We start from the raw sequence: 20,061 nt of genomic DNA, 5'->3' as shown, positions 1-20,061 counted from the left end.
TGAAAGGGAATTTGAGCAATCAATTTTTGATGATGGGTTGATCTGATTTAAATTAACATTATCATTTGAGCTAATAATTTTACTTTGGTAACATTTTTCGTCAAACTAATTGGGTAACGAACTGTGCCCAACACATTTTTAACATTAATTCCTGCGCGCCAAGCCATGAAACTTGAACCCGGCGGCTTCCCAGGCGTGCTTGTCCCAGGCGTTTACCGCATCATACACCCATTCTGCCTTCGTTTTTAACCGCAATTCTGCAGGGTCCAGCGCTTTGAAAACCTCATGTGCCACGCCCAGAACCACCAGGTGAGCCCCGGATAAGGCATCCTCCAAATGCTCCACCTGTTCAATGCCCTGCAGGTTAGCCGCGGGCTTTAAAGGTTCGTAAGCCAGCACCCGGGCTCCGGCGGACACCAGGAGCCGGACCAGTTCAGCCGCCGGGCTCTCGCGCACATCGTCCACGTTTGGCTTAAAAGCCAGACCCAAAAAGGCGATGGTTTTCCCCTCCAAACCCCCGACGACCCTGGCGATGTTTTCGGCTAAAAATGCTGGTTGACCGTCGTTCACACTCCGGGCTGCCCTGATCAACGGGGCGCGCTCCGGCGCGGCTTCCACCAGGAACCAGGGATCCACATCGATGCAGTGTCCGCCCACACCCACGCCAGGACGCAGGATCTGCACCCGCGGGTGCAGGTTGGCGATGCTGATTGCCTCCCAGATATCCACGTTGAAGGCGTCTGCCAGGCGAGAAAATTCGTTGGCGATCGCGATGTTGATATCGCGGAAGGTGTTTTCCATCAGCTTGACCATCTCGGCTGTGGTGGCGTCGGTCAGGATGATCTCACCCTGCACGAATATCTGGTAGAGATCACGCCCAGCTTCCGCTGAAGAGCGGTCAATCCCGCCAATCACGCGGGGATTTTCCACCAGTTCCTGCAGGATGCGTCCCGGTAGCACTCGCTCCGGCGAATAAGCCAGCAGGAAGTCCTCCCCGGCTTTGAGACCGCTTTTTTCTAAAATCGGTGTGACGACGTCTGTTGTAGTGCGCGGCGGAGAGGTTGATTCCAGAATCACCAGGTTGCCCCGCCGCAGATGCGGAACGATGGACTGGCTGGCGGCGATCACCGCCCGCAGATCCGCCCGCTTATCAGTATCGAAGGGTGTCGGCACTGCAATGATAAAGGCATCGGCAGAAACAACCTCTGTTGAGATTGTCAGGTGACCGCTCGCCAAAACCTTCACCACCAGCTCTTGTAGTCCCGGCTCAACGATGTGCGATTTTCCCGCCTGCAACCCTTCGATGATGGCGGTGTTGGTGTCCATGCCCGTCACGCGTACCCCCTTGCTGGCAAATACGCTGGCGTAGGGCAAACCGATGTAGCCCATTCCAATCACACATAAGGTTGAAAATTTCATAAGTTTCTTTCTTTGAAAACGGTCGTTTCTGGCAGTATCAAGAGAATTTTACCCCAATTATTGCGTAGGGCTTGGGTTGTCCAACGAAAAAAGTGTTTTACGACAGGCATACCAAAGTTCAAAAATCTCAGTTGAATCCCTTGGGATTTTTGATACAATGGAAAGATGAACACACAACATACCATTTTTATTTCCCCTCATTTGGATGATGTCACCCTCTCCTGCGGCGGGTTGGTTTGGGACCTCACCCGTCAAGGCCATCGGGTTGAAATCTGGACGCTGTTGACGGGCTTGCCGCTGGATGTACTTTACTCGGAGCTTGCACAGGAGTTGCACGCAACCTGGGGCATCTCGGGCGTGGATGCGATCCTCGCCCGGAGAGAAGAGGACCGGGCTGCCTGCGCTGTCCTGGGGGCAGAACTGCGCCACTTTGACTGGCTCGATGCCATCTATCGCCGTGACCCGGCAAGCGGCGAACCGCTCGTGAAGGACTTTTTTACTCTGTTTAATAGCTTACCCGAGGCAGACCTGGTTGCGGAAATCAGCACGGCGTTAACTGCTGAATTGCCGCAAAGAGCATCCCTGGTAATGCCGATGGGCCTGGGCGGTCACGTTGATCACCGGCTGGTCGTTAACGTCGGTAAGCAGATTGGCGGCGTTGATGCATACTATGCCGATTACCCCTATGTGATCAACCATTTTGAAAATCCCCTGTTAAAGGATGGGGAATTAAAATATATCCCCTACGACCTGGGTGAAGACGCCCTGCGCGCCTGGCAGGAGGCTGTGTTGTGCTACAAGTCACAGCTTTCCTCCTTCTGGCGCAATGACGATGAAACGCTCCTGGCACTGCGCAACTACCTGGCAGGCGGCGGTGGACGCTTGTGGCGAAAAACTTAGCTTGACAGTCCCCATACAGGGGGGTAAAATCTTTTTCACCCTGAAAGATGGGCCTGTAGCGCAGTTGGGAGCGCGCCTCAATCGCACTGAGGAGGTCGAGGGTTCAAATCCCTCCAGGTCCACTGCGGTGCCCCGGAAACCAGCGGTAAAGGGGCACGGGGTACCTGAGGGCCCATAGCGTAGCTGGGAGCGCGCCTCAATGGCATTGAGGAGGTCGAGGGTTCGAATCCCTCTGGGTCCACAAGAAAAGCGTCCAAAATGGGCGCTTTTTGTTTTCGGTCTTCTTTTCTACCAGCCACCCGCATCAATCTTCCACACTTCCACACGCACCGGCGTCACCAGCATCACCGCCGGCAGCAGTTCGGCAAACGCGGCTTGCGCAGATTCCCGACGCGTGTCGACCTCCTCCGGCGTCGCCAGAAGTGCCGCACTGCACAATGCATCGTATCCAGCATCGGAAAAACCGGCAATATTCGTGCCGATCCAACCGTTGGTTGTATTCGGTATCGCCCAACTGGCGTACAGCGCACAATCTCCACCGGGCGGTCGCTGCCAGGCGAGCAAGGTCAGGTCAAACGCGCGTCCAAACAGCGGACCCTCCGGGCCAGGTGCGTACAGCTCGGGCAGGCTCAATGTGTGCACCTGCAGGCCTACGCCGCAGATCCCCAACATTTCGGCGATCCCCGCAGCCAGGTCCTGGTGGAAGGGCGAGGGACCCGCCAGCAGCGTCAACGACAGCGGGGTGGAGTTGAAGACACCCGGCACGTTCTGCGAGACTCGCGGCGTAAGCGGGTCACCATCGTGATCCACCCAACCGACAGTCTCCAGCAGGGTTGCACCCGCTACCGGATCATAGGACAGCCCAGCCTGCAGGACAGGCGCCGAACCGGTCTGTGCGGCTAGGGCTTCGATGTCGATGCACTGTGTTAGCGCCAGGCGCGTGCGCGAGTCGGCAAAGAAATCCTTGCGCTCGGCAAACACAGGGTTGTTAATCGTGTCGTATTCCGCCGGGCGGATGCCGAACACCAGTTGCGTTGGTGGACCGTCCGTTTCAACCCGCACCTCGTAACCCGGCTCCGACTGGATGGCAGCCAATACTTCGGGCGCCTCGACCAGGTTGAAAGAAGCGTCCAGCGCATCGCAGGTTCCCGTCTGCAGCGCCTCCCACGCCGCCACAGCGCCGCCCTCAAGGGCCCGCAGTACGACCTGATCAACACCCGGCAGGGTCTCTGCAGGTGAAGGATAGCCGGGGTTGCGGGTCAACAGCAGTTCGTGTTCGCCACGCTCAGCCAGGGAAAAGGGTCCGTAACTGGAGGTTTCCGCAGCGACGGCGCTGAAGTCCGGGACGGAGTCAAATCGATGTGATGGCAGCGGAGTCCAGAAAAAGCGCTCCAGCTCGGCGGAGGTGAATCCCGGCAGGCCGCGCCAGCTCAGGCTGATCGCATCCCGGGCGTTGAAACTCTCGGTGCGCGCCTCAGCCCAGCCGTAAACCGGCGAGGACGGGTCACTCGCCAGGGTGTAGCTGAGGACGGCGTCGGCTGGGATCAGCGGGGCGCCGTCGCTCCAGGTCAACCCTGCGTGCAGGCTAAAGTCCACCACCATGCGGTCCATCTCCAGCGGGTCCAGCCCGTTCCAGGTGATGGAACAGGCATTCTCGCGACAACCGCTGGGGCGTACGTTCACCCCCTCGGCAGCCATCACCAGCTCACCACGCGCGTCAACCAGCATCTGCCCGCGCCGAATCGGCACCGGCTCCAGCCATACATTGCCCAGGGTGTAAGCCGGGGGGTACAACAGCGCATTCAAACGCTCTCTGGCGGGGGTCAACGGACCGCCGAAGGGGGAGAGCGTCTCTGGCAGGCTGGCGGTGCACACCGTCAGGGTCACAGGCGGCGTTTCCGTCGGCGTGGGTTCGGGGGCTGCGCTGGGCTCCACCGGGAGGCTAAGGTCAACCGTCTCCGACGGGGGCGTCTCCACCACCTGTGGCTTACAGGCAGCCAGCATCAGGATCAGCGCTACGGTAAGGATGAGGGCTTTTTTCATCAACACGTCCTTTCGAGGTCATCCTGGTCTTCGTCTTCAATCCATTCATCAGTTTCGTCGCCAAAGCGCAGGCGCAGGTAAGACTGATAGCGCTGGGGAGCCACCCGGCCCGCCTCCACCGCTGCCAGCACAGCACAACCCGGTTCATGGGTGTGGGTGCAATCCGAAAACTGGCAATCAGCCACCAGCTCCCGCATCTCCACAAAATAGGCGTCCAGTTCCTCGGGTTCGGTATCCCACAGGGCTAACGAGCGGATGCCGGGGGTATCAGCCACATAACCGCCCAAATCCAGCGGAAATAGCTGGCGCACGCGGGTTGTGTGGCGTCCCTTCGAGGTCGCATCGCTGACTTCGCGCACCTGCAAGCCTAAATTCGGCTGGATGGCGTTCAGCAGGCTCGATTTACCCACGCCCGAGGGACCGGTGAGGGCGGACAGTTTTCCTTTTAAGGCGCCGCCCAGCTCGTCCAAGCCTTCACCCGTCCGGGCAGAGGTAAACACCAGGGGGTAGCCGAGGTTGGCGTACAGATCAAAGGTCGCCCGGGCAGTTGCTCGGCTCACCAGGTCAACCTTGTTCGCCACGATCAGCGCCTCCACCTGCTGCTTTTCAGCGATCACCAGGAAGCGGTCCAGCATACGCAGGCTGGGCTCGGGTTGAGCACAGGCAAACACAATTACAATCTGATCGGGATTAGCCAGTAAAATCTGGCGGTACTCGCGCTTCAGCCCCGTGCGCACCCGTGCCAGCTCGGCTGTGCGCTCGTGCACATTTTCGATCACGCCGCTCCCGTCCTTATGGGGGGTGATCGTCACACGGTCGCCCACAGCCACCCGGTCTCCTTCCTGCTCGCCCTTCTTCAGGCGACCGCGCAGGCGGCTGGTGTAATCACCAGCATCGGTGCGCACCACCAGGAAACCAGATTGGGCGCGGATCACCAGGCCGTCCAGGGTTTTAGCCAGGGGGGTCATTCTTCCGGTTCATCAACATCTCCCCCGATAGGCGTCTCGGTGGGGACGGGCGTTTCGGTTGGAAAAGGCGTGTTGGTCGGAACAGGCGTATTGGTGGGGTAGGGCGTCGGCGAAGCCACCACATAGGGGTAAGCCTCCCAGGGGAGCACCCAGCCGATATCGGTATTGCCCGAGAAATACAGCGAAATCGCCCGTCGGAAGACCGGCGCAGCCATCTCCGAGCCCTCGCCGGCGTTCTCCAACAGCACCACCACGGCGATATCGGGTCGGTCGGGGTTGTTGACCTGCGAGTAGCCGGCAAACCAGGCATGCGAAATCCCAAAGGGGTTTTGCGCGGTGCCGGTTTTTCCATAGGGTCGGTAGCGCATGGTAGCCAACTGTCTGTGGGCAGTACCGCGGGCATTGGTGATCACTTCACGCATCGCGGTCTGGATAATGGTCAGATTCACATCTGAAACAGGCAGGCTGCCGGTTTCTTCGGGGGTAAAAGTCAGTGTCGGTGTGCCCTCCTCGGGACCGATGGCGTCGATCAACGATGGGCGATACAGCGTGCCCCCGTTAGCCACCGCGGCGATAAAAGCCGCCACCTGCAAAGGCGTGACGGTCATCTCGCCCTGGCCGATTGCAAGCTGAACGTTCTGTTCACAGGTGGTCACCTGGGCGGGGATATTGCCGGGCTGTTCGGCTACCTCCACGCCCGTCGGCACCCCCAGCCCAAATCCCAGCGCCATGTCGATCAGCGCATCGGGGCGCCCCGCCGCCATCAGTTCCTCGCCGATGACGTAAAACCACGGGTTGCACGAGCGCATTAAACCCTCGGGCAGCGTTAAAGTTCCGCTGGGCGGAACATCTTTTTCCAGCGTCCAATCCGTCAGCACATTGCCGCAGGCCACAATGGAATGGTCACAATAAATCTGGTCGTATTCGCCAAAAGTGCCCGTTTCCAGTGCAGCTGCCATGCTAACAATCTTAAACACCGAGCCCAGGGGGTATTGCCCATTGGTAGCTCGATTGAAGACCGGGTCGTTCGGCACGTTATACGGGTTCTGGGCATAGACGAAGTTCTGGTTGTTGATGTCAAACAGGTTAGGGTCAAACTGTGGATTGGAGACGATCGCCCGCACCCGCCCGGTGTCTACTTCGATCACCACGATGGCGCCGCGAAAATCGCCCAACGATTGCTGCAGGCGATACTGTAAGCCCGGCTCAATGGTGGTTGTGATCGATTGCCCCGGAGAGGCTGGGCGCTCTCCCAGCTTGGAGAGAATCTGCCCGTTGGCATCCTTCAGGTACAGGGTGGCGCCACGCTCTCCCGCAAGCACGTCCTCGAAAGCCAGTTCCAGCCCGGTGGCGCCAAAGCGCTCGTTGGGAGAATATCCCATCCGCAGGTAGCGATCCAAATCTTCACTGGAGATATACGAAAGATGCCCCACCGTTTGAGGCGCCAGCCCGCCGTCAAAGTAAAACCGGGAAGAATAACTGGTCAGATACACGCCGGTCAGGCTGGAAAGAGCGCTCAGGTGAGCGTTGATCTCAGCCTGGGTCGCTTCGCCTAATGAGACGTAGTCAAGGGGATGAGCCGCCTCCAGCATCTCCCGGATCTCATCAACCTGGTAAATGGTCAGGCTGGCCATGGTGTTGTAAAACAGGCTCATCAGGCTGTCGTTAAGGTTTCCAGGGGTGAAGCCGATCGCCACCGCATCCGCCTGGGCAGCCAGCGGCGCTCCGTTGCTGGCGTAGATCGCGCCGCGCGGGGTGGATTGGCGCACAATCTCCAGCTGGTTGCCCCCAGCCAGCTCGGGCATGATCAATCCATCATGCCATTCCACCCGCCAGCCATCACCCTCGCGCACCAACGGAATTTCCAGCTGGCGGGTCAGGGTACCAAAGAGGTTGGTGTTGTAATTCACCTGCAGGCTGGCTACGGCAGAATTGGGTTCCGTCGTGCGGGAAAGCACCTGGTAAGTGATGCCGTTGTCAAACAGCAGCGTCAGTGCGATGGCAGTCTGGTTATAGCGGGCAATAAAATCTTCCTCCGTCAACGCAGCCCGGCTGCCCTCCGAAAGTTGGCGGTACATGCCGCTGTAATCGTCAACTCGCCAGGCTTCCATAAACGCGTCAACGGCAGCGTTGACATCCGGGGCTGGGGTGATAAACACCTGGGGAGCCGGAAGCGTGAGCGTTGGTTCCGGGGTTTCTTCAACTTCCAAAACTTCTCCGCCCGGCGTACAGCCGATGATTGCCGCCAGTAAAAGTAAAATGATCGCAATTTTTAAACTTCTCATACCGAACTCCGATGGGCGCCGGGGTTGCCCGGTACCCGGTTCTTAACGATCATTGATTATACTGTGTCACTCCCCGGTTGTGGATTCATCCGCAGGTTCTGGTTCAGGTTGGTAAAGCACATAGGGTTCACTCTCCCACGGCATGATGCCGCCGGGATCTTCGCCATCAGAGAAATATAGCGTCACTGCCCGGCGAAAAACCGGCGCCGCCATCACAGAGCCCTCACCGGCGTTCTCCAGCAGGACCACCACGGCGATATCGGGGCGATCGGGGTCGTTGACCCGGGTGTAACCGGCAAACCAGGCGTGCGATGTCCCGCTGGGCGTTTCCGCTGTGCCGGTTTTTCCCGAAACCGGGATTTCCAGACCCTGCAGGGTCCCGTAGGCGGTACCGCGTTGCTCTTCCACCACCATGCGCAATCCTTCAGCCAGCGCTGCCAGGGTCTTCTCCGAAATGGGCAACTCCCCTTGTAGATCGGGCGTAAAGGTGTAGGTCTTCTCGCCGGTCACCGTGCTCAGGCTTTCAACCAGCGCCGGTCGGTACAGGGTGCCGCCGTTAGCCAGGGCGGCAAAAAAGGCTGCCACCTGCAGCGGCGTGACCAGCACCTCACCCTGCCCGATTGAAATCTGGGCGCTGTTCAAGCAGGATCCCGCCACCGGGGGGATGTTGCCTGGCGCCTCGGCGATCTCGATGCCGGTCAGCGCCCCCAGGCCGAAGCTGTAAGCCATCTCCGACAGAAATCCGTCCTGGTCGTTGTTGTACAGGCTCTCACCGATACGGTAAAACCAGGGATTGCACGAGCGCATCAGCCCCTCCACCAGGGATAGATCACCGCTAGCGAGCCCGTAATTGATAGTCCAGTCGTAAAGCGTGACGCTGTTACACACCCACATCGATTGACCGCAGAAAAATCGCGAGTCCGGGCGGTATAACCCGGATTCCAGCGCCGCAGACATGCTGATAACCTTGAAAATCGAGCCCAACGGGTACTGCCCCTGGGTGGCGCGATTAAACAGAGGCTGCGCCGGGTCGCTGAAATAGGATTCCAGCATGCTGTGGTCAATCTCAGTCAGGTCAAAGGCGTTGGGGTTGAAGTGCGGGTTGGAGACCAGCGCCAACACCCGACCGCTATCCACTTCGATCACCACCACGGCTGCGCGCAGGTTGCCCAGGGAGGTTTGCAGGTGCGTTTGCAGGGTTTTATCCAGCGTGGTGGTGATGGACAGCCCGGGAGAAGGTTCACTGGTCGCCAGCAGCGAAACAATCTGTCCACTGGTGCTTTTGACATACACAGAGCCACCGTGTACGCCAGCCAGCTCCGCCTCGAAGGCGGCTTCCAAACCATAAGCGCCAATGCGTTCGTCCTGACGGTAGCCCCGCCGCAAATAATCGTCCAGCAGTTCTTCGGGAATATACAACATATACCCCAGGGCATGGGGTGCCACCCCGCCATCCAGGTAGAAACGTGAACGAAACTCACTGATCCGCACCCCGTAGAATGACTGCAGGTGCTCCAGGTACGGAACTGCAGCCGCCTGTGACAGCGAAACCACAGGCAGGTACCAGTCATCGGGTGTGGATTCAACCAGCCTGCCCAGGGAATCAGAGCTGTAAATACTGATTTCCGCCAGGGCTGCAAACAAATCCGGCGCCTGCTCGGGGAGGATTTCCCCCGGAACAACCCCAATGGCGAGCGCGTTTTCATAAGCCGCCAGCGGTGCACCAGATCGGTCAAAAATCCGCCCGCGTGAGGGCAGTTGAGAGACAAAATCCAACCGATTACCGCCGCGCAAATCAGGCAGAAGCATGCCGGTTTCCCATTGTATGCGCCAGCCGTCCGGTTCGCGGGTCAGGGTTGCCACTGTGTCCCGGCTGAGGATTCCAAACAGGCGGGTGTAGTACGCCACCCGGTAGGCTGCCTCAGCATGGTTGGCCTCCGCCAGTGTAGAAAGCACCTGGGTCTGGATGCTTTCCAGCGTCAGGGTCTGGGCAAAATTTTCATAGATGCGGGTAAACTCTTCCAGCGTAATGGCATCGCGGCTCAATCGGGTCAGGCGGGCATACATCGCGGGGTAATCCTCAACCGCCCAGTCCGTCAAAAAGCCTTCCAGGACGTGCTGGACGGTGGCAGCAGAAGTCACATCGCCCTTCCCGCTCCAGATAGGCTGTCCGGTCCAATCGCCGCCCATACCCAGGCACCCGGCCATTAAGGTCGTTGCAACGAGGACCAAACAGGCAAAGATGAGTAAAAACCGGGCTCGAACTTTCACAGTATCACCCTCACGGACTGTTCAGGATCGCACGGTAGACCGGGCAGCGGTAATTCAAATATGCCTGGCAGCGCGTGGGCAGTCCCCGGGTCACATCCACGCCAAAGGTGCCCAAACCCACCGCCAGGTGACACAGCGGCAAGCCCATCACAGAGGCAAAACAGCCTTGCAAGCCCTCCACCGGGTGAAAGGCGACATTTTGAATACCGTAAGCGCCGGCCTTGTCCAGCGGGTCGCCCGTGGACACATAAGCATCGATTTCAGCGTCGGTATAGGCGCGCATGGGGACGTCGGTAACACAGACAGCAGAGAAACTCTGCAAGCGATGCGGTGCCAGGATCGCAATGGCAGTAAAGACCTGGTGGTCACGGCCGCGCAATTGCTGCAGCATCCTGCGCGCGTCCGCCGGGTTGGCAGGTTTCCCCAACAGCGTTTCACCATCAACCACGATGGTGTCGGCTGCAATCACCAGCCCGGGCTGGTTCTGCGCAATATTGTGGGCTTTAGCAAGCGCCAGGCGACGCACATACGCCTGCGGGGTTTCACCGATGCCCAGCCCTTCATCAATATCAGCCGGGTTAACGGTGAATGGCAAGCCGATCAAGCCCAATAGCTCGATTCTGCGAGGGGAATTAGAGGCAAGGATCAATTCACACATTAGAAAACCGAATCAATGGTCCAACGCATGGATTTCAAGGGCAATCGCCGCCAGGTGCTCGGGGCTGGTGCCACAGCAACCGCCAATCACCTGCGCGCCTGCAGTCACCCAACTCGGGACCAGAACGGACATCTCCGACGGCGACACGGCATAGATTGCCTTGCCGTCCTGGTCGACTTCGGGCAAACCGGCATTGGGTTTGAACCACAGCGGTTTTTCCGTGGCTGTCCGCAGCCGGGTTAATACTTCCAGGTTATCCTCCAGGCTGCGCCCGCAATTGATGCCCAGCAAATCTACATCCATCGCGCCGATCTCAGCAGCCATATCCTCTGGCTTAACGCCCATCATGGTGCGAACTCCCCGGTCGTAACTGAAGGAGCACACCAGCGGGATCGCCGGGTCAACAGTTCGCACCGCACGAAGCGCCGCGCGAGCTTCATTAAGATCAAATTGTGTCTCCACCACGATCAGGTCCACGCCCCCTCGGCACAACAATTCCGCCTGTTCTCTGAAATTTGCCTCTGCCTCCTCAACCGTCATCTCGCCCAGAGGTTCCAGCAGCTCACCCAATGGACCGATGGATCCCGCCACCAGGACTTCGTGAGCGGATGCCGCTTTGCGGGAGATTTCAACCGCTGTGCAATTGATCTCTTCGAAGTGCGCTTCCAGTCCCATTGCCTTCAACCTGCGCCGCGTGGCGCTAAAGGTACAGGTCAACAGGATGTCTGACCCGCTCTGGATGAAAGCAAGGTTAAGCGCACGGATTGCATGCGGGTTCTGCAGCACCCACAGCTCTGCTGCTGCACCCACCGGTAAGCCCTTTTGCTGTAAATTGGTGCCGGTAGCCCCATCTGAAACAAGCACCTCGCCGGCAGCGATGCGTTCAAGGAAGGCTTTTTTTGTCATCAAATTCTCCGTCAATCCGGGTAAACCACCCGGGCAGGTTGGCAAGAGCAGGTTTAATCATCTTCCCTGCGAATTTGAAAACTGTCAAAGTCACGCGCCACATGGACATTCGGGAAGATTTCCTGGGCTTCGTTGAGAATATCGCGTCTCCGATAACGCCTGGAAAGGTGCGTCAGGAACAGGCGCCCAACCTGTGCCCGGGCTGCCAACCCGGCCGCCCTGGCAGCCGTCAGGTGATCAAACTGTTCAGCCAGGTCGGCTTCGCTTTCAATGTAAGTCGCTTCAATCACCAGGGCATCAACCCCCTGAACATAGGGGAGTAATTTTTCAGCATTGCCCGTATCACCCACTACAGCCAGGCTGGTGCCCTTGATAGGCTCACCCAGCACCTGGTCGGGTTCAATCACGCGTCCGTCGGGCAGAGTTACCGTCTGCCCATTGACTAGGTCGCGCCGCCAGGGCCCGGGGGGGATTTCCAGGCTCTCGGCCGCTTCGACCAGGAAAGGCCGCCGGATGCGCTCTTCAAAGCGGTAACCCAGCGAGTGAGAGCCGCGGTGTTCCACGGGAAAGGCTGTAATCGTGAACCGTTCTGCTTCCCAGAAGGTTCCCGGCTTGATCTCGTGTAAAATCACCGGAGGTTTGCCCTGGTAACCCCGTAAGACCACGCCAAAAATCAGATCGTGCACGCGGTCAAGGGTGTGCCGTGTGCCGAAGATCTCAATCTCCTCAATGACATCCCAGCGTAAAAAGGTGGATACCAGCCCGCCCAGCCCCAGGATATGATCCAGGTGTCCATGGGTCAACAGAATCTGATTCAGCCGTTTAAAGCCAACACCAGCCGTTAAAATCTGGCGCTGTGTCCCCTCACCGCAATCCACCAGGAAGCGGAACTCTTCGTGCTGAATTAATAATGAAGATAGTCCGCGGTGTGCTGAAGGCGCCGAGGCAGAGGTACCCAGAAATAAAATTTCAAACAATAGCAGTATCTACCAGCAAAAAAATTTTACTCAGTACCCAGCCCGGCAATCATGCGCAGCAAGCCCAGCAATCCCAGCCCAACCTGAATGCCCTCACCGGCTGTTAATTTGGGGGCTGTCTGTTCGATCTCCGCCTTCTTGATCAACAGAATTGCAGAAATGGCGCCTGCCACAGCGCCAATCACAACGCCTGTGACAATCGTCTTCGCCTTCCAGTTGTTTTCCATAATCCATTTCCTTCCATGCTAATTTCGAAATGCCTGAACCTTTGCATCAATGGGCGATTCAGGTGTTTTCACCTTTTCCGGGCTGCCGTTTCAAGAGCGGCGCCTGCCAACAAGCCTGTTCAGCAGCTCAGACGCCATGGCGACAAAGCCTTTGCCAGCAATGAAGGGCATTGCCATTTTGTCTGCCCCGCTGCGGATGTTCTCGACGGCAATACCGACATAATACTGAGCTGCCGAGGTGTACTGCGGTAAAATTTTCAACAATCGAGTGAGCAACCACACCATCGTAAACAGGACCGCCGCTATCACCAGGGCAATAAACAAGGCTGGTATGATCAACCAGATCATCGAGACATCTGCCCATTGTGAAACAGATTCACCTGCAGGCGTGCGAACAGCTGTGTAAATCACCATTCCAAGGGCTGCAAGGATCAGTACAGCGCCTAAGCCAACAGGCAGAATGATTTGCCAGATCTTTTGCCGACGATGGCGGGCATAACTTCCGCTTGTTTTTGATTCAGTAATTTTTGTGGATGTTTGTGCAATCATAGCCTTCATTTTAACATGAATTGCGTCATTAACCCAAACAAAAGCTTCTGGGGTCCGCGAAGGAAACCCCTTTTATGGAATAGGGGCATTCAGCCCCTGCAATCCGCATGCGATTAATTTGATCGACCAATATTGGGCACAGGGTCTTCATTAATCGCGTTTTTATTGTATAATTACTTTTAAAGAAATAAGTCTTCGGACTTATGACATTAAATAAAAAATGTTCATCTGCCGCCCGAATATTTGGCGGCTACGACCGAGATATCTAAGAGAACCGCACGAAGTTTTTCGCCGGCAACCTGCCTGGCAAATTGTTGATGATGACGTCGGTTTTGAAATGATCAGCAATGGCGTAATGGTATCCTGCCCTTGCCTTCGTCAAGATTTGAGTCAAGCATACCGTTAAGGATAGATATGGTTTTTATTGACACATCAGTCCCCAGGGACGACCATAGAAATTCAGATAAGGGTTAGACGAAACCGTAAGTAACACCTATCCTTAACACAACCATAGCCAGCCAGGAAGCCTCACTGATAAGACGGCCGTAGCCACCATGGGCAAATTACGGCTGTTTTTGGTTTAAGAGTGGCGCAATGGAACGGGAAATTACATCGATCAAAGTGCAAAAGCACAACCAGCAGAGGGTGAGTATCTACCTCGATGGTGAATACGCCTTTGGTCTCTCCCGCTTTGTGGCAGCCTGGTTATCACCGGGTCAGAAGCTCACCAGTGCAGATATCGATCGGTTGCTTGAGGAAGATTCGTATGAGATCGCCTTCCAAAAAGCACTGGCTTTCATCAACCATCGTCCCCGATCGGTGGAAGAAACACGCCTCCGTCTGCAAGAAAAGGGATTCAGCGATGCACTGGTTGAGGTCACGCTTCAAAGACTGATCGAGAAAAATTGGTTAAACGATCTTGATTTTGCACGCCAATGGATTGAAAACCGAAACGCCTTCCGGCCGCGCAGCAAACGGCTGTTAGCCTACGAATTAAGGCTCAAGGGCATTGCAGATAACACAATTACCCAAGCGCTCGAGAATTATGCGGGTGACGAAGATCGTATGGCTTTTAAGGCTGGTTTGAAAAAAGCACAACAATGCAGGCAGGAAACCAAGCCTGATTTCAGCAAGAAAGTCGGTGGATATTTAAGCCGCCGTGGTTTCCACCATACGACCGTCAGGAACGCCATAGATCGCCTTTGGGAGGCCGTCGCACTTCCAGAATCGGAGCGCTGTGATGAAATGGAATAAATGGAGCAATGATGACAACAATAAGTACATTAATATTAATTGGCCTGGTGGTGGGCGCGATCGCATTGGGGGGTGTAGCAGGCTTTTTGATCAATCAATCCATGGTCGACGCCAGGCGCAAGGCGCAAAACCTGAAGGCAGATCATATCATCAGCGAAGCCAAAGAAAAGGCGCGTGAGGTTGAAATTGAAGCCAAAGCCAATGCGCTGAAGATTACCCAAAAATCCGAAGATGAGCTCAACCGCCGCCGGGCTGAACTCAGCAGAGAGGATGACCGCCTGCAAAAACGCCGCGAGGAGTTGGATGTGCGCCTTGAGAAATACGAGGAACGCGAACTCCGGCTAAACAAACGTCAATCCAGTATTGATAAACGCGCCAATGAAATCGATAAGCTTTATGAAGATATCATGGAAGAATTGCAGCGAGTCTCAGAGATGACCCGCGATGAAGCTCGTGAGATCCTCCTGGAAGAAACTGAAAAGGAAGCCCGCGCCGATATGGCTCGCATCATCCGCCAGATCGAAAGCGAAGCTCGCGAGAAGGGCAATACGCGTGCCCGCGAGTTGATCGCAGATGCCATCCAGCGCGTCGCCTCCGAAAAGGTCGCTGAAGTGACCACTTCGCTGGTCAACTTACCCAATGAGGAGATGAAAGGACGTATTGTTGGTCGCAACGGGCGCAATATCCGCACCTTTGAGCAGATTTCAGGCGTTGACGTGATTGTGGATGACACACCTGAGACGGTTACCGTCTCCTGTTTCGATTCGGTTCGGCGCGAGATTGCCCGGCGTTCCCTGCAGCGCCTGGTGCTTGACGGGCGTATCCACCCGGCTAATATCGAAAAGATCGTCAAAGAAGAAACTGAGCGCATGGACGAAGACATCTTAGAAGCCGGCGAACAGGCAGTCTATGATGCCGGCGTCGCCGGTCTGCACGTCGAAATCCTGAAGAAGCTGGGGCGCCTCAAGTTCCGCACCTCCTATGGGCAGAACCAGCTTGCACACGCCGTTGAGACCTCCAAAATTGCCAGTGTGATCGCTGCAGAACTGGGCGCGAATGTCGATGTAGCCAAAGCCGGCGCACTGCTGCACGACCTGGGCAAAGCCATGGACCACAACACCGAGGGCACCCACGCCCAGATCGGCGCTGAGTTTGCCGCCCGCTACGGGGTCAACCCCAAGGTCGTCAACATCATCGCCTCACACCACCACGAAGCTGAGCAAGAGTCGGTCGAAGCCGTGATTGCAGAAGCAGCCGACGCCATCTCTGGCGCTCGACCCGGCGCTCGGCGCGAGGATTTAGAACAATATATCAAACGATTGCGGGCGCTGGAGACCATCGCCAACAATTACAAGGGCGTCGAGCGCAGTTTTGCCATCCAGGCCGGGCGCGAAGTTCGCATCATCGTCAAACCTGAAGAGATTGATGATGTTGAAGCCAACCGCATGGCGAAAAATATCGCCCAGCAAATCGAAGAGACCATGCAGTACCCCGGGCAAATCCGGGTTACCGTGATTCGCGAGAGCCGGGCTACCGAATACGCAAAATAAGTTTGAGAAAACCAAAAAAGCTGTCCAGGGGACAGCTTTTATTTTTAATGGGATATCGCTGCAAAACAAACCCCGGGGGGCTTGGTTTTAATATTGGTTTGTTGCGTCAGACCCCCTCCAACACAAACCCCGGGGGCTTGGTTTTAATTTTGGCTTGTTAAGTCAGACCCCCTCCAACATAAACCCCGGGGGTCTTGGTTAAATTTGCTTGTTGCACCAGACCCCACTCTAAAATAAACCCCGGGGGTCTTGTGGTTTTAATTTTGGTTTGTTAAGTCAGACCCCCGGGGTTTTTATGAGCAGTAAGAAAAAATCCAACTTAAACCCCGGGGGTCTTGTGGTTATAATTTTGGTTTGTTGCGTCAGACCCTCTCCAACATAAACCCCGGGGGTCTTGTGGTTTTAATTTTGGTTTGTTAAGTCAGACCCCCGGGGTTTTTATGAGCATAAGAAAAAATCCAACATAAACCCCGGGGGTCTTGGTTTTAATTTTGGTTTGTTGCGTCAATCCCCCGGGGTTTTTTATGAGTGGTAGGGAAAATCCAACATAAACCCCGGGGGTCTTGGTTTTAATTATGTTTGTTTCACCATACCCCCACTAACACAAACTCCGGGGGCTTGGTTTCAATTATGCTTGTTTCGCCAGACCTCCGGGGTTTTTATGAGCAGTAAGGAAAAATCCAGCATAATCCCCGGGGGTCTTGTGGTTTTAATTTTGGTTTGTTAAGTCAGACCCCCGGGGTTTTTATGAGCAGTAAGGAAAAATCCAATTTAAACCCCGGGGGTCTTGGTTTTAATTTTGGTTTATTACGTCAGACCCCCGGGGTTTTTATGAGTGGGAAGGAAGAAATCCAACACAAACCCCGGGGGGCTTTGTTTTAATTTTGGTTTGTTGCGTCAGACCCCCTCCAATATAAACCCCGGGGGTTTTTATTATAATTTTGTCCTATCATCCGCCTGCCAACCTACCCTCCACCTGCGGAGGGTTTGTTTCGCCAAACCCCCGGGGGTTTTATGCGTGTTTAGGAAGAAATTCAATATAAATCCCCGGGGGGCTTGGTTTTAATTATGTTTCTTTCGCCAGACCCCCGGGGTTTTTATGAGCGGTAGAGAAAAAACCAACTTAAACCCCGGGGGTCTTGGTTTAATTTGTTTGTTGCGCCAGACCCCCTCCACCATAAACCCCGGGGGCTTGGTTTTAATATTGGTTTGTTGCGTCAGACTCCCTCCAACATAAACCCCGGGGGTCTTGTTTTTAATATTGGTTTGTTGCATCAGACCCCCTCCAATATAAACCCCGGGGGTCTTAAGGTTTTATTTTTGGCTTGCTTCGCCAGACCCACGGGGTTTTTATGAGTGGTAGAGAAAAATCCAACTTAAACCCCGGGGGTCTTGTGGTTTTTATTTTGGTTTGTTAAGTAAGACCCCCGGGGTTTTTATGAGCAGTAAGAAAAAATCCAACTTAAACCCCGGGGGTCTTGTGGTTATAATTTTGGTTTGTTGCGTCAGACCCTCTCCAATATAAACCCCGGGGGTCTTGTGGTTTTAATTTTGGTTTGTTGCGTCAGACCCACGGGGTTTTTATGAGCAGTAAGAAAAAATCCAACTTAAACCCTGGGGGGCTTGGTTTTAATTTCGGCTTGCTGCGCCAGACCCCCTGCAATATAAACCCCGGGGGTCTTAAGGTTTTAATTTTTGGCTTGTTTTGCCAGACCCCCGGGGTTTTTATGAGTGGTAGGGAAAATCCAACATAAACCCCGGGGGTCTTAGTTTTAATTTCCTACCATCATCCGCCTGCCAAACCATCCTCCACCTTCGTAAGGATTGTTTCGCCAGACCCCCGGGGTTTTTATGCGTGTTTAGGAAGAAATTCAATATAAATCCCCGGGGGGCTTGGTTTTAATTATGTTTCTTTCGCCAGACCCCCGGGGTTTTTATGAGTGGGAAGGAAGAAATCCAACACAAACCCCGGAAGGCTTGGTTTTATTTTTGGCTTGTTACGTCAGTCCCCCTCCACCACAAACCCCGGGGGTCTTGTGGTTTTAATTTTGGCTTGTTTCATCAGACCCCCGGGGTTTTTAAAATGGGTAGAAAAAAATCCAACATGAACCCCGGAGGTCTTGGTTTTAATTTTGGCTTGTTGCGTCAGTCCCCCGGGGTTTTTATGAGTGGTAGAAAGAAATCCAACACAAACCCCGGGGGGCTTGGTTTTAATTTCGTCCTCCCCTCCAGCTGCTTACCCCGCTGTTCACAAAAAGGGGTTGTTCGCCCGTTCGAAGCCGACCGTGCTTTCCGGCCCATGACCGGGCAGCAAGCGGGTTTCATCGGGTAGCGAAAACACCTGTGTTCGGATGCTTTCCAGCAGTGTTTCCAGATTTCCTCCGGGCAGGTCGGTACGCCCAATGCCCTGGTAAAAAATTACATCGCCACAAAACAAAGCACCCAGGCTTTCAACATAAAAGACAACATGCCCGGGGCTGTGACCGGGCGCATGGCGCACCTCAGCCACCGGCGGCGAATCATCGCCCAAGCCCAGGCGCATGCCGTGGGTAAGAGGCTGTTTCACCGCCGGCAACGGCGGGATCGACATGCCAAACTGTCTCGCACCGCCTTCCTGTTGATACCAGACCTGGTCTTCGGGATGCAAGCCCACCGGGAGTGGGGGCGAAAAAACCCCGGCGATCTCGCCAGCACCGGCAATATGATCAAAATGGCTGTGAGTCAGCCAGATCCCCCGCAGGGTCCAGCCCAGGGATTCTGCGCACTCAAGCAGAGCCTGCGCCTCAAAACTGGGGTCGATCACCACCGCATCGCCCCGGGCAGGGTCTCCCAGAAGGTAAACATTGTTCGAAAGGGGTCCTAACGTCAGGCGGATGATTTCAAGTGTCATTGCAAATCTCCTTCTCAGCCCGTGCTGAATCTGATGATGCACCATGCCGATTGCCGTTAAAATAGCGCAGGCTCAGTAAAAAAGTCAGCGTCAGTACCAGCAGGCTGACCGGGTAAATCGAAACGGGATTCCAATCATACAAAAAGCCAGCCAGAACCGGGGCTGCCATCATCGACAGGGCATTCAACGTTTCAACCATCCCAAAAGCCAGGCCAACCTCGCCTTCGCGAACCAGGGGTTGAACCAGCGCAACGGCCATCGCCCGGCCCAGCCGATGACCACCCAAAAATAAAAACCCCAACCCGTACCACAAAAAGCGCCCACCGCCCCAAATTAATGCGGAAAACAGCATCAATCCTCCCTGGCTGATCAAAAGGGCTAAACTTGCAGGCAGGTGACCAAAGCCCAGTGTCATCAAAACACTGCCGAGGGAAGCCAATGAACCCAGCTGCCCGATGCGTCCAAAGTGCATCCCGCGCTGATTTTGCAGGAAGTTTGCCGTCAGGGGTTGGGGAAGCGTCATTGCGATCAGCACCAGGGCAATCACCCCCAGCATGGTCAAAAAGCGCCTGTTCTTCAGCAGGTGCACTTCACCCTCCACGCTGGTCAGCTTCTCGACGGGTTGTTTCTGGACAAATAAGATGATCAACGTTGATAGGGCAAACAATGCGCCGGCGGCAAAATAAACCGAGCGTAAACCAAAGTGTTCTGCAACCATTCCACCGAAGATTGGTCCTATAATTCCACCAACGTTGAAAGCGGCAGTGACAAAACTGACTGCTCGCCCAACCGACCAATTGCCGCGCGCTCCCTGAATATAGGTATTGAGCGGCGCCATCACCGAAGAGGTGACGCCATACAGGATCAAACCGACCACAAAGGCGCCTAACGAAGGGGCAAAAGCCATCACCCAGGTGGCGACCAATCCCGAAATCCAGGAGAACCACATCAGCGGTCTACGCCCGAGTTTGTCTGCCAGGTACCCGGAAGGGATTTGCGACAGGCTCATCACCAGGCCGTTCACCCCCAGGATAGCTCCAATCAAGATTGGATCAGCGCCCAGTTCTTGAATGTACAGGGGCTGGAAAATTAAAAACATGCCCTCGCCGATGCCCCACAACAACATCGAGGCAGAGATGATTTTAAGATCACGCGTCATGCTGA

15 protein-coding genes and 2 tRNA genes are annotated in these 20,061 nt (G+C 55.6%); 5 read left to right on the top strand and 12 right to left on the bottom strand.

Features of this window, described 5'->3' with window-relative positions:
• Positions 1–144: 144 nt before the first annotated feature.
• Positions 145–1,419 (bottom strand): nucleotide sugar dehydrogenase, encoded by a 1,275-nt coding sequence (locus tag CFX1CAM_RS01460; RefSeq protein ID WP_087861303.1) that lies wholly within the window; start codon positions 1,417–1,419, stop codon positions 145–147.
• 165 nt (positions 1,420–1,584) lie between these two features.
• Here CFX1CAM_RS01460 and CFX1CAM_RS01450 point away from each other — a divergent pair, with 165 nt between their 5' ends.
• The 3 genes from CFX1CAM_RS01450 to CFX1CAM_RS01440 all read left to right on the top strand — a co-directional run bounded on the left by CFX1CAM_RS01450 (position 1,585) and on the right by CFX1CAM_RS01440 (position 2,560).
• Positions 1,585–2,319, top strand: a complete 735-nt coding sequence (locus CFX1CAM_RS01450) for a PIG-L deacetylase family protein (RefSeq protein WP_087861301.1) — start codon at positions 1,585–1,587, stop codon at positions 2,317–2,319.
• Between the two features lie 49 nt (positions 2,320–2,368).
• Positions 2,369–2,441: transfer RNA gene (locus CFX1CAM_RS01445), tRNA-Ala, on the top strand.
• 46 nt (positions 2,442–2,487) lie between these two features.
• Positions 2,488–2,560, top strand: a tRNA-Ala gene (locus CFX1CAM_RS01440).
• Between the two features lie 47 nt (positions 2,561–2,607).
• Here CFX1CAM_RS01440 and CFX1CAM_RS01435 read toward each other — a convergent pair.
• From CFX1CAM_RS01435 to CFX1CAM_RS01395, 9 genes are all read right to left on the bottom strand, one after another.
• On the bottom strand, positions 2,608–4,362 hold the full coding sequence (locus CFX1CAM_RS01435; RefSeq protein ID WP_087861300.1) for an ABC transporter substrate-binding protein: 1,755 nt from the start codon (positions 4,360–4,362) through the stop codon (positions 2,608–2,610).
• Complete coding sequence (gene rsgA / locus CFX1CAM_RS01430) at positions 4,362–5,330, bottom strand: ribosome small subunit-dependent GTPase A (RefSeq protein ID WP_087861299.1); 969 nt, start codon at positions 5,328–5,330, stop codon at positions 4,362–4,364. Before rsgA ends, CFX1CAM_RS01435 begins: the two co-directional genes overlap by 1 nt.
• Entirely contained in the window at positions 5,327–7,615 is a 2,289-nt protein-coding gene (locus CFX1CAM_RS01425) for a penicillin-binding transpeptidase domain-containing protein (protein ID WP_087861298.1), read from the bottom strand. Before CFX1CAM_RS01425 ends, rsgA begins: the two co-directional genes overlap by 4 nt.
• Before the next feature lie 66 nt (positions 7,616–7,681).
• Positions 7,682–9,886 carry a penicillin-binding transpeptidase domain-containing protein gene (locus CFX1CAM_RS01420; protein ID WP_087861297.1) on the bottom strand — a complete coding sequence of 735 codons (2,205 nt, stop codon included), beginning with the start codon at positions 9,884–9,886 and terminating at the stop codon, positions 7,682–7,684.
• Positions 9,887–9,896: 10 nt separating this feature from the next.
• Entirely contained in the window at positions 9,897–10,544 is a 648-nt protein-coding gene (locus CFX1CAM_RS01415; protein ID WP_173745447.1) for a Maf family protein, read from the bottom strand.
• Positions 10,545–10,556: 12 nt separating this feature from the next.
• Entirely contained in the window at positions 10,557–11,450 is an 894-nt protein-coding gene (locus CFX1CAM_RS01410; protein WP_087861296.1) for a homocysteine S-methyltransferase family protein, read from the bottom strand.
• Positions 11,451–11,503: 53 nt separating this feature from the next.
• Positions 11,504–12,427 (bottom strand): ribonuclease Z, encoded by a 924-nt coding sequence (locus CFX1CAM_RS01405; RefSeq protein WP_087861295.1) that lies wholly within the window; start codon positions 12,425–12,427, stop codon positions 11,504–11,506.
• Between the two features lie 26 nt (positions 12,428–12,453).
• The gene (locus CFX1CAM_RS01400; RefSeq protein ID WP_087861294.1) at positions 12,454–12,654 is read right to left on the bottom strand and encodes a hypothetical protein; all 201 of its coding nucleotides are present in this window, start codon (positions 12,652–12,654) and stop codon (positions 12,454–12,456) included.
• 90 nt (positions 12,655–12,744) lie between these two features.
• Positions 12,745–13,203, bottom strand: a complete 459-nt coding sequence (locus tag CFX1CAM_RS01395) for a hypothetical protein (protein ID WP_087861293.1) — start codon at positions 13,201–13,203, stop codon at positions 12,745–12,747.
• Positions 13,204–13,797: 594 nt separating this feature from the next.
• Between CFX1CAM_RS01395 and CFX1CAM_RS01390 the strand changes: the two genes are divergently transcribed.
• Positions 13,798–14,457 carry a regulatory protein RecX gene (locus CFX1CAM_RS01390; RefSeq protein ID WP_087861292.1) on the top strand — a complete coding sequence of 220 codons (660 nt, stop codon included), beginning with the start codon at positions 13,798–13,800 and terminating at the stop codon, positions 14,455–14,457.
• A gap of 11 nt (positions 14,458–14,468) precedes the next feature.
• Complete coding sequence (rny, locus tag CFX1CAM_RS01385) at positions 14,469–16,007, top strand: ribonuclease Y (protein ID WP_087861291.1); 1,539 nt, start codon at positions 14,469–14,471, stop codon at positions 16,005–16,007.
• Between the two features lie 2,248 nt (positions 16,008–18,255).
• Here the strand turns inward: rny and CFX1CAM_RS01375 are convergent.
• Together CFX1CAM_RS01375 and CFX1CAM_RS01370 are read right to left on the bottom strand one after the other, a co-directional pair.
• Entirely contained in the window at positions 18,256–18,897 is a 642-nt protein-coding gene (locus CFX1CAM_RS01375; RefSeq protein WP_087861289.1) for an MBL fold metallo-hydrolase, read from the bottom strand.
• The gene (locus CFX1CAM_RS01370; RefSeq protein WP_087861288.1) at positions 18,887–20,056 is read right to left on the bottom strand and encodes an MFS transporter; all 1,170 of its coding nucleotides are present in this window, start codon (positions 20,054–20,056) and stop codon (positions 18,887–18,889) included. The genes CFX1CAM_RS01375 and CFX1CAM_RS01370 overlap by 11 nt, the downstream gene beginning before the upstream one ends.
• Positions 20,057–20,061: the final 5 nt, after the last annotated feature.

This window comes from Brevefilum fermentans (assembly GCF_900184705.1).
GTDB lineage: Bacteria > Chloroflexota > Anaerolineae > Anaerolineales > Anaerolineaceae > Brevifilum > Brevifilum fermentans.
This window is presented reverse-complemented; position numbering and strand designations above follow the sequence as displayed.

Bases quoted from the DNA above. Each gene is read 5' to 3' on its own strand.
- CFX1CAM_RS01460 (WP_087861303.1), bottom strand. From the start codon at position 1,419: ATGAAATTTTCAACCTTATGTGTGATTGGAATGGGCTACATCGGTTTG.
- CFX1CAM_RS01450 (WP_087861301.1), top strand. From the start codon at position 1,585: ATGAACACACAACATACCATTTTTATTTCCCCTCATTTGGATGATGTC.
- CFX1CAM_RS01435 (WP_087861300.1), bottom strand. From the start codon at position 4,362: ATGAAAAAAGCCCTCATCCTTACCGTAGCGCTGATCCTGATGCTGGCT.
- rsgA (WP_087861299.1), bottom strand. From the start codon at position 5,330: ATGACCCCCCTGGCTAAAACCCTGGACGGCCTGGTGATCCGCGCCCAA.
- CFX1CAM_RS01425 (WP_087861298.1), bottom strand. From the start codon at position 7,615: ATGAGAAGTTTAAAAATTGCGATCATTTTACTTTTACTGGCGGCAATC.
- CFX1CAM_RS01415 (WP_173745447.1), bottom strand. From the start codon at position 10,544: ATGTGTGAATTGATCCTTGCCTCTAATTCCCCTCGCAGAATCGAGCTA.
- CFX1CAM_RS01410 (WP_087861296.1), bottom strand. From the start codon at position 11,450: ATGACAAAAAAAGCCTTCCTTGAACGCATCGCTGCCGGCGAGGTGCTT.
- CFX1CAM_RS01400 (WP_087861294.1), bottom strand. From the start codon at position 12,654: ATGGAAAACAACTGGAAGGCGAAGACGATTGTCACAGGCGTTGTGATT.
- CFX1CAM_RS01395 (WP_087861293.1), bottom strand. From the start codon at position 13,203: ATGATTGCACAAACATCCACAAAAATTACTGAATCAAAAACAAGCGGA.
- CFX1CAM_RS01390 (WP_087861292.1), top strand. From the start codon at position 13,798: ATGGAACGGGAAATTACATCGATCAAAGTGCAAAAGCACAACCAGCAG.
- rny (WP_087861291.1), top strand. From the start codon at position 14,469: ATGACAACAATAAGTACATTAATATTAATTGGCCTGGTGGTGGGCGCG.
- CFX1CAM_RS01375 (WP_087861289.1), bottom strand. From the start codon at position 18,897: ATGACACTTGAAATCATCCGCCTGACGTTAGGACCCCTTTCGAACAAT.
- CFX1CAM_RS01370 (WP_087861288.1), bottom strand. From the start codon at position 20,056: ATGACGCGTGATCTTAAAATCATCTCTGCCTCGATGTTGTTGTGGGGC.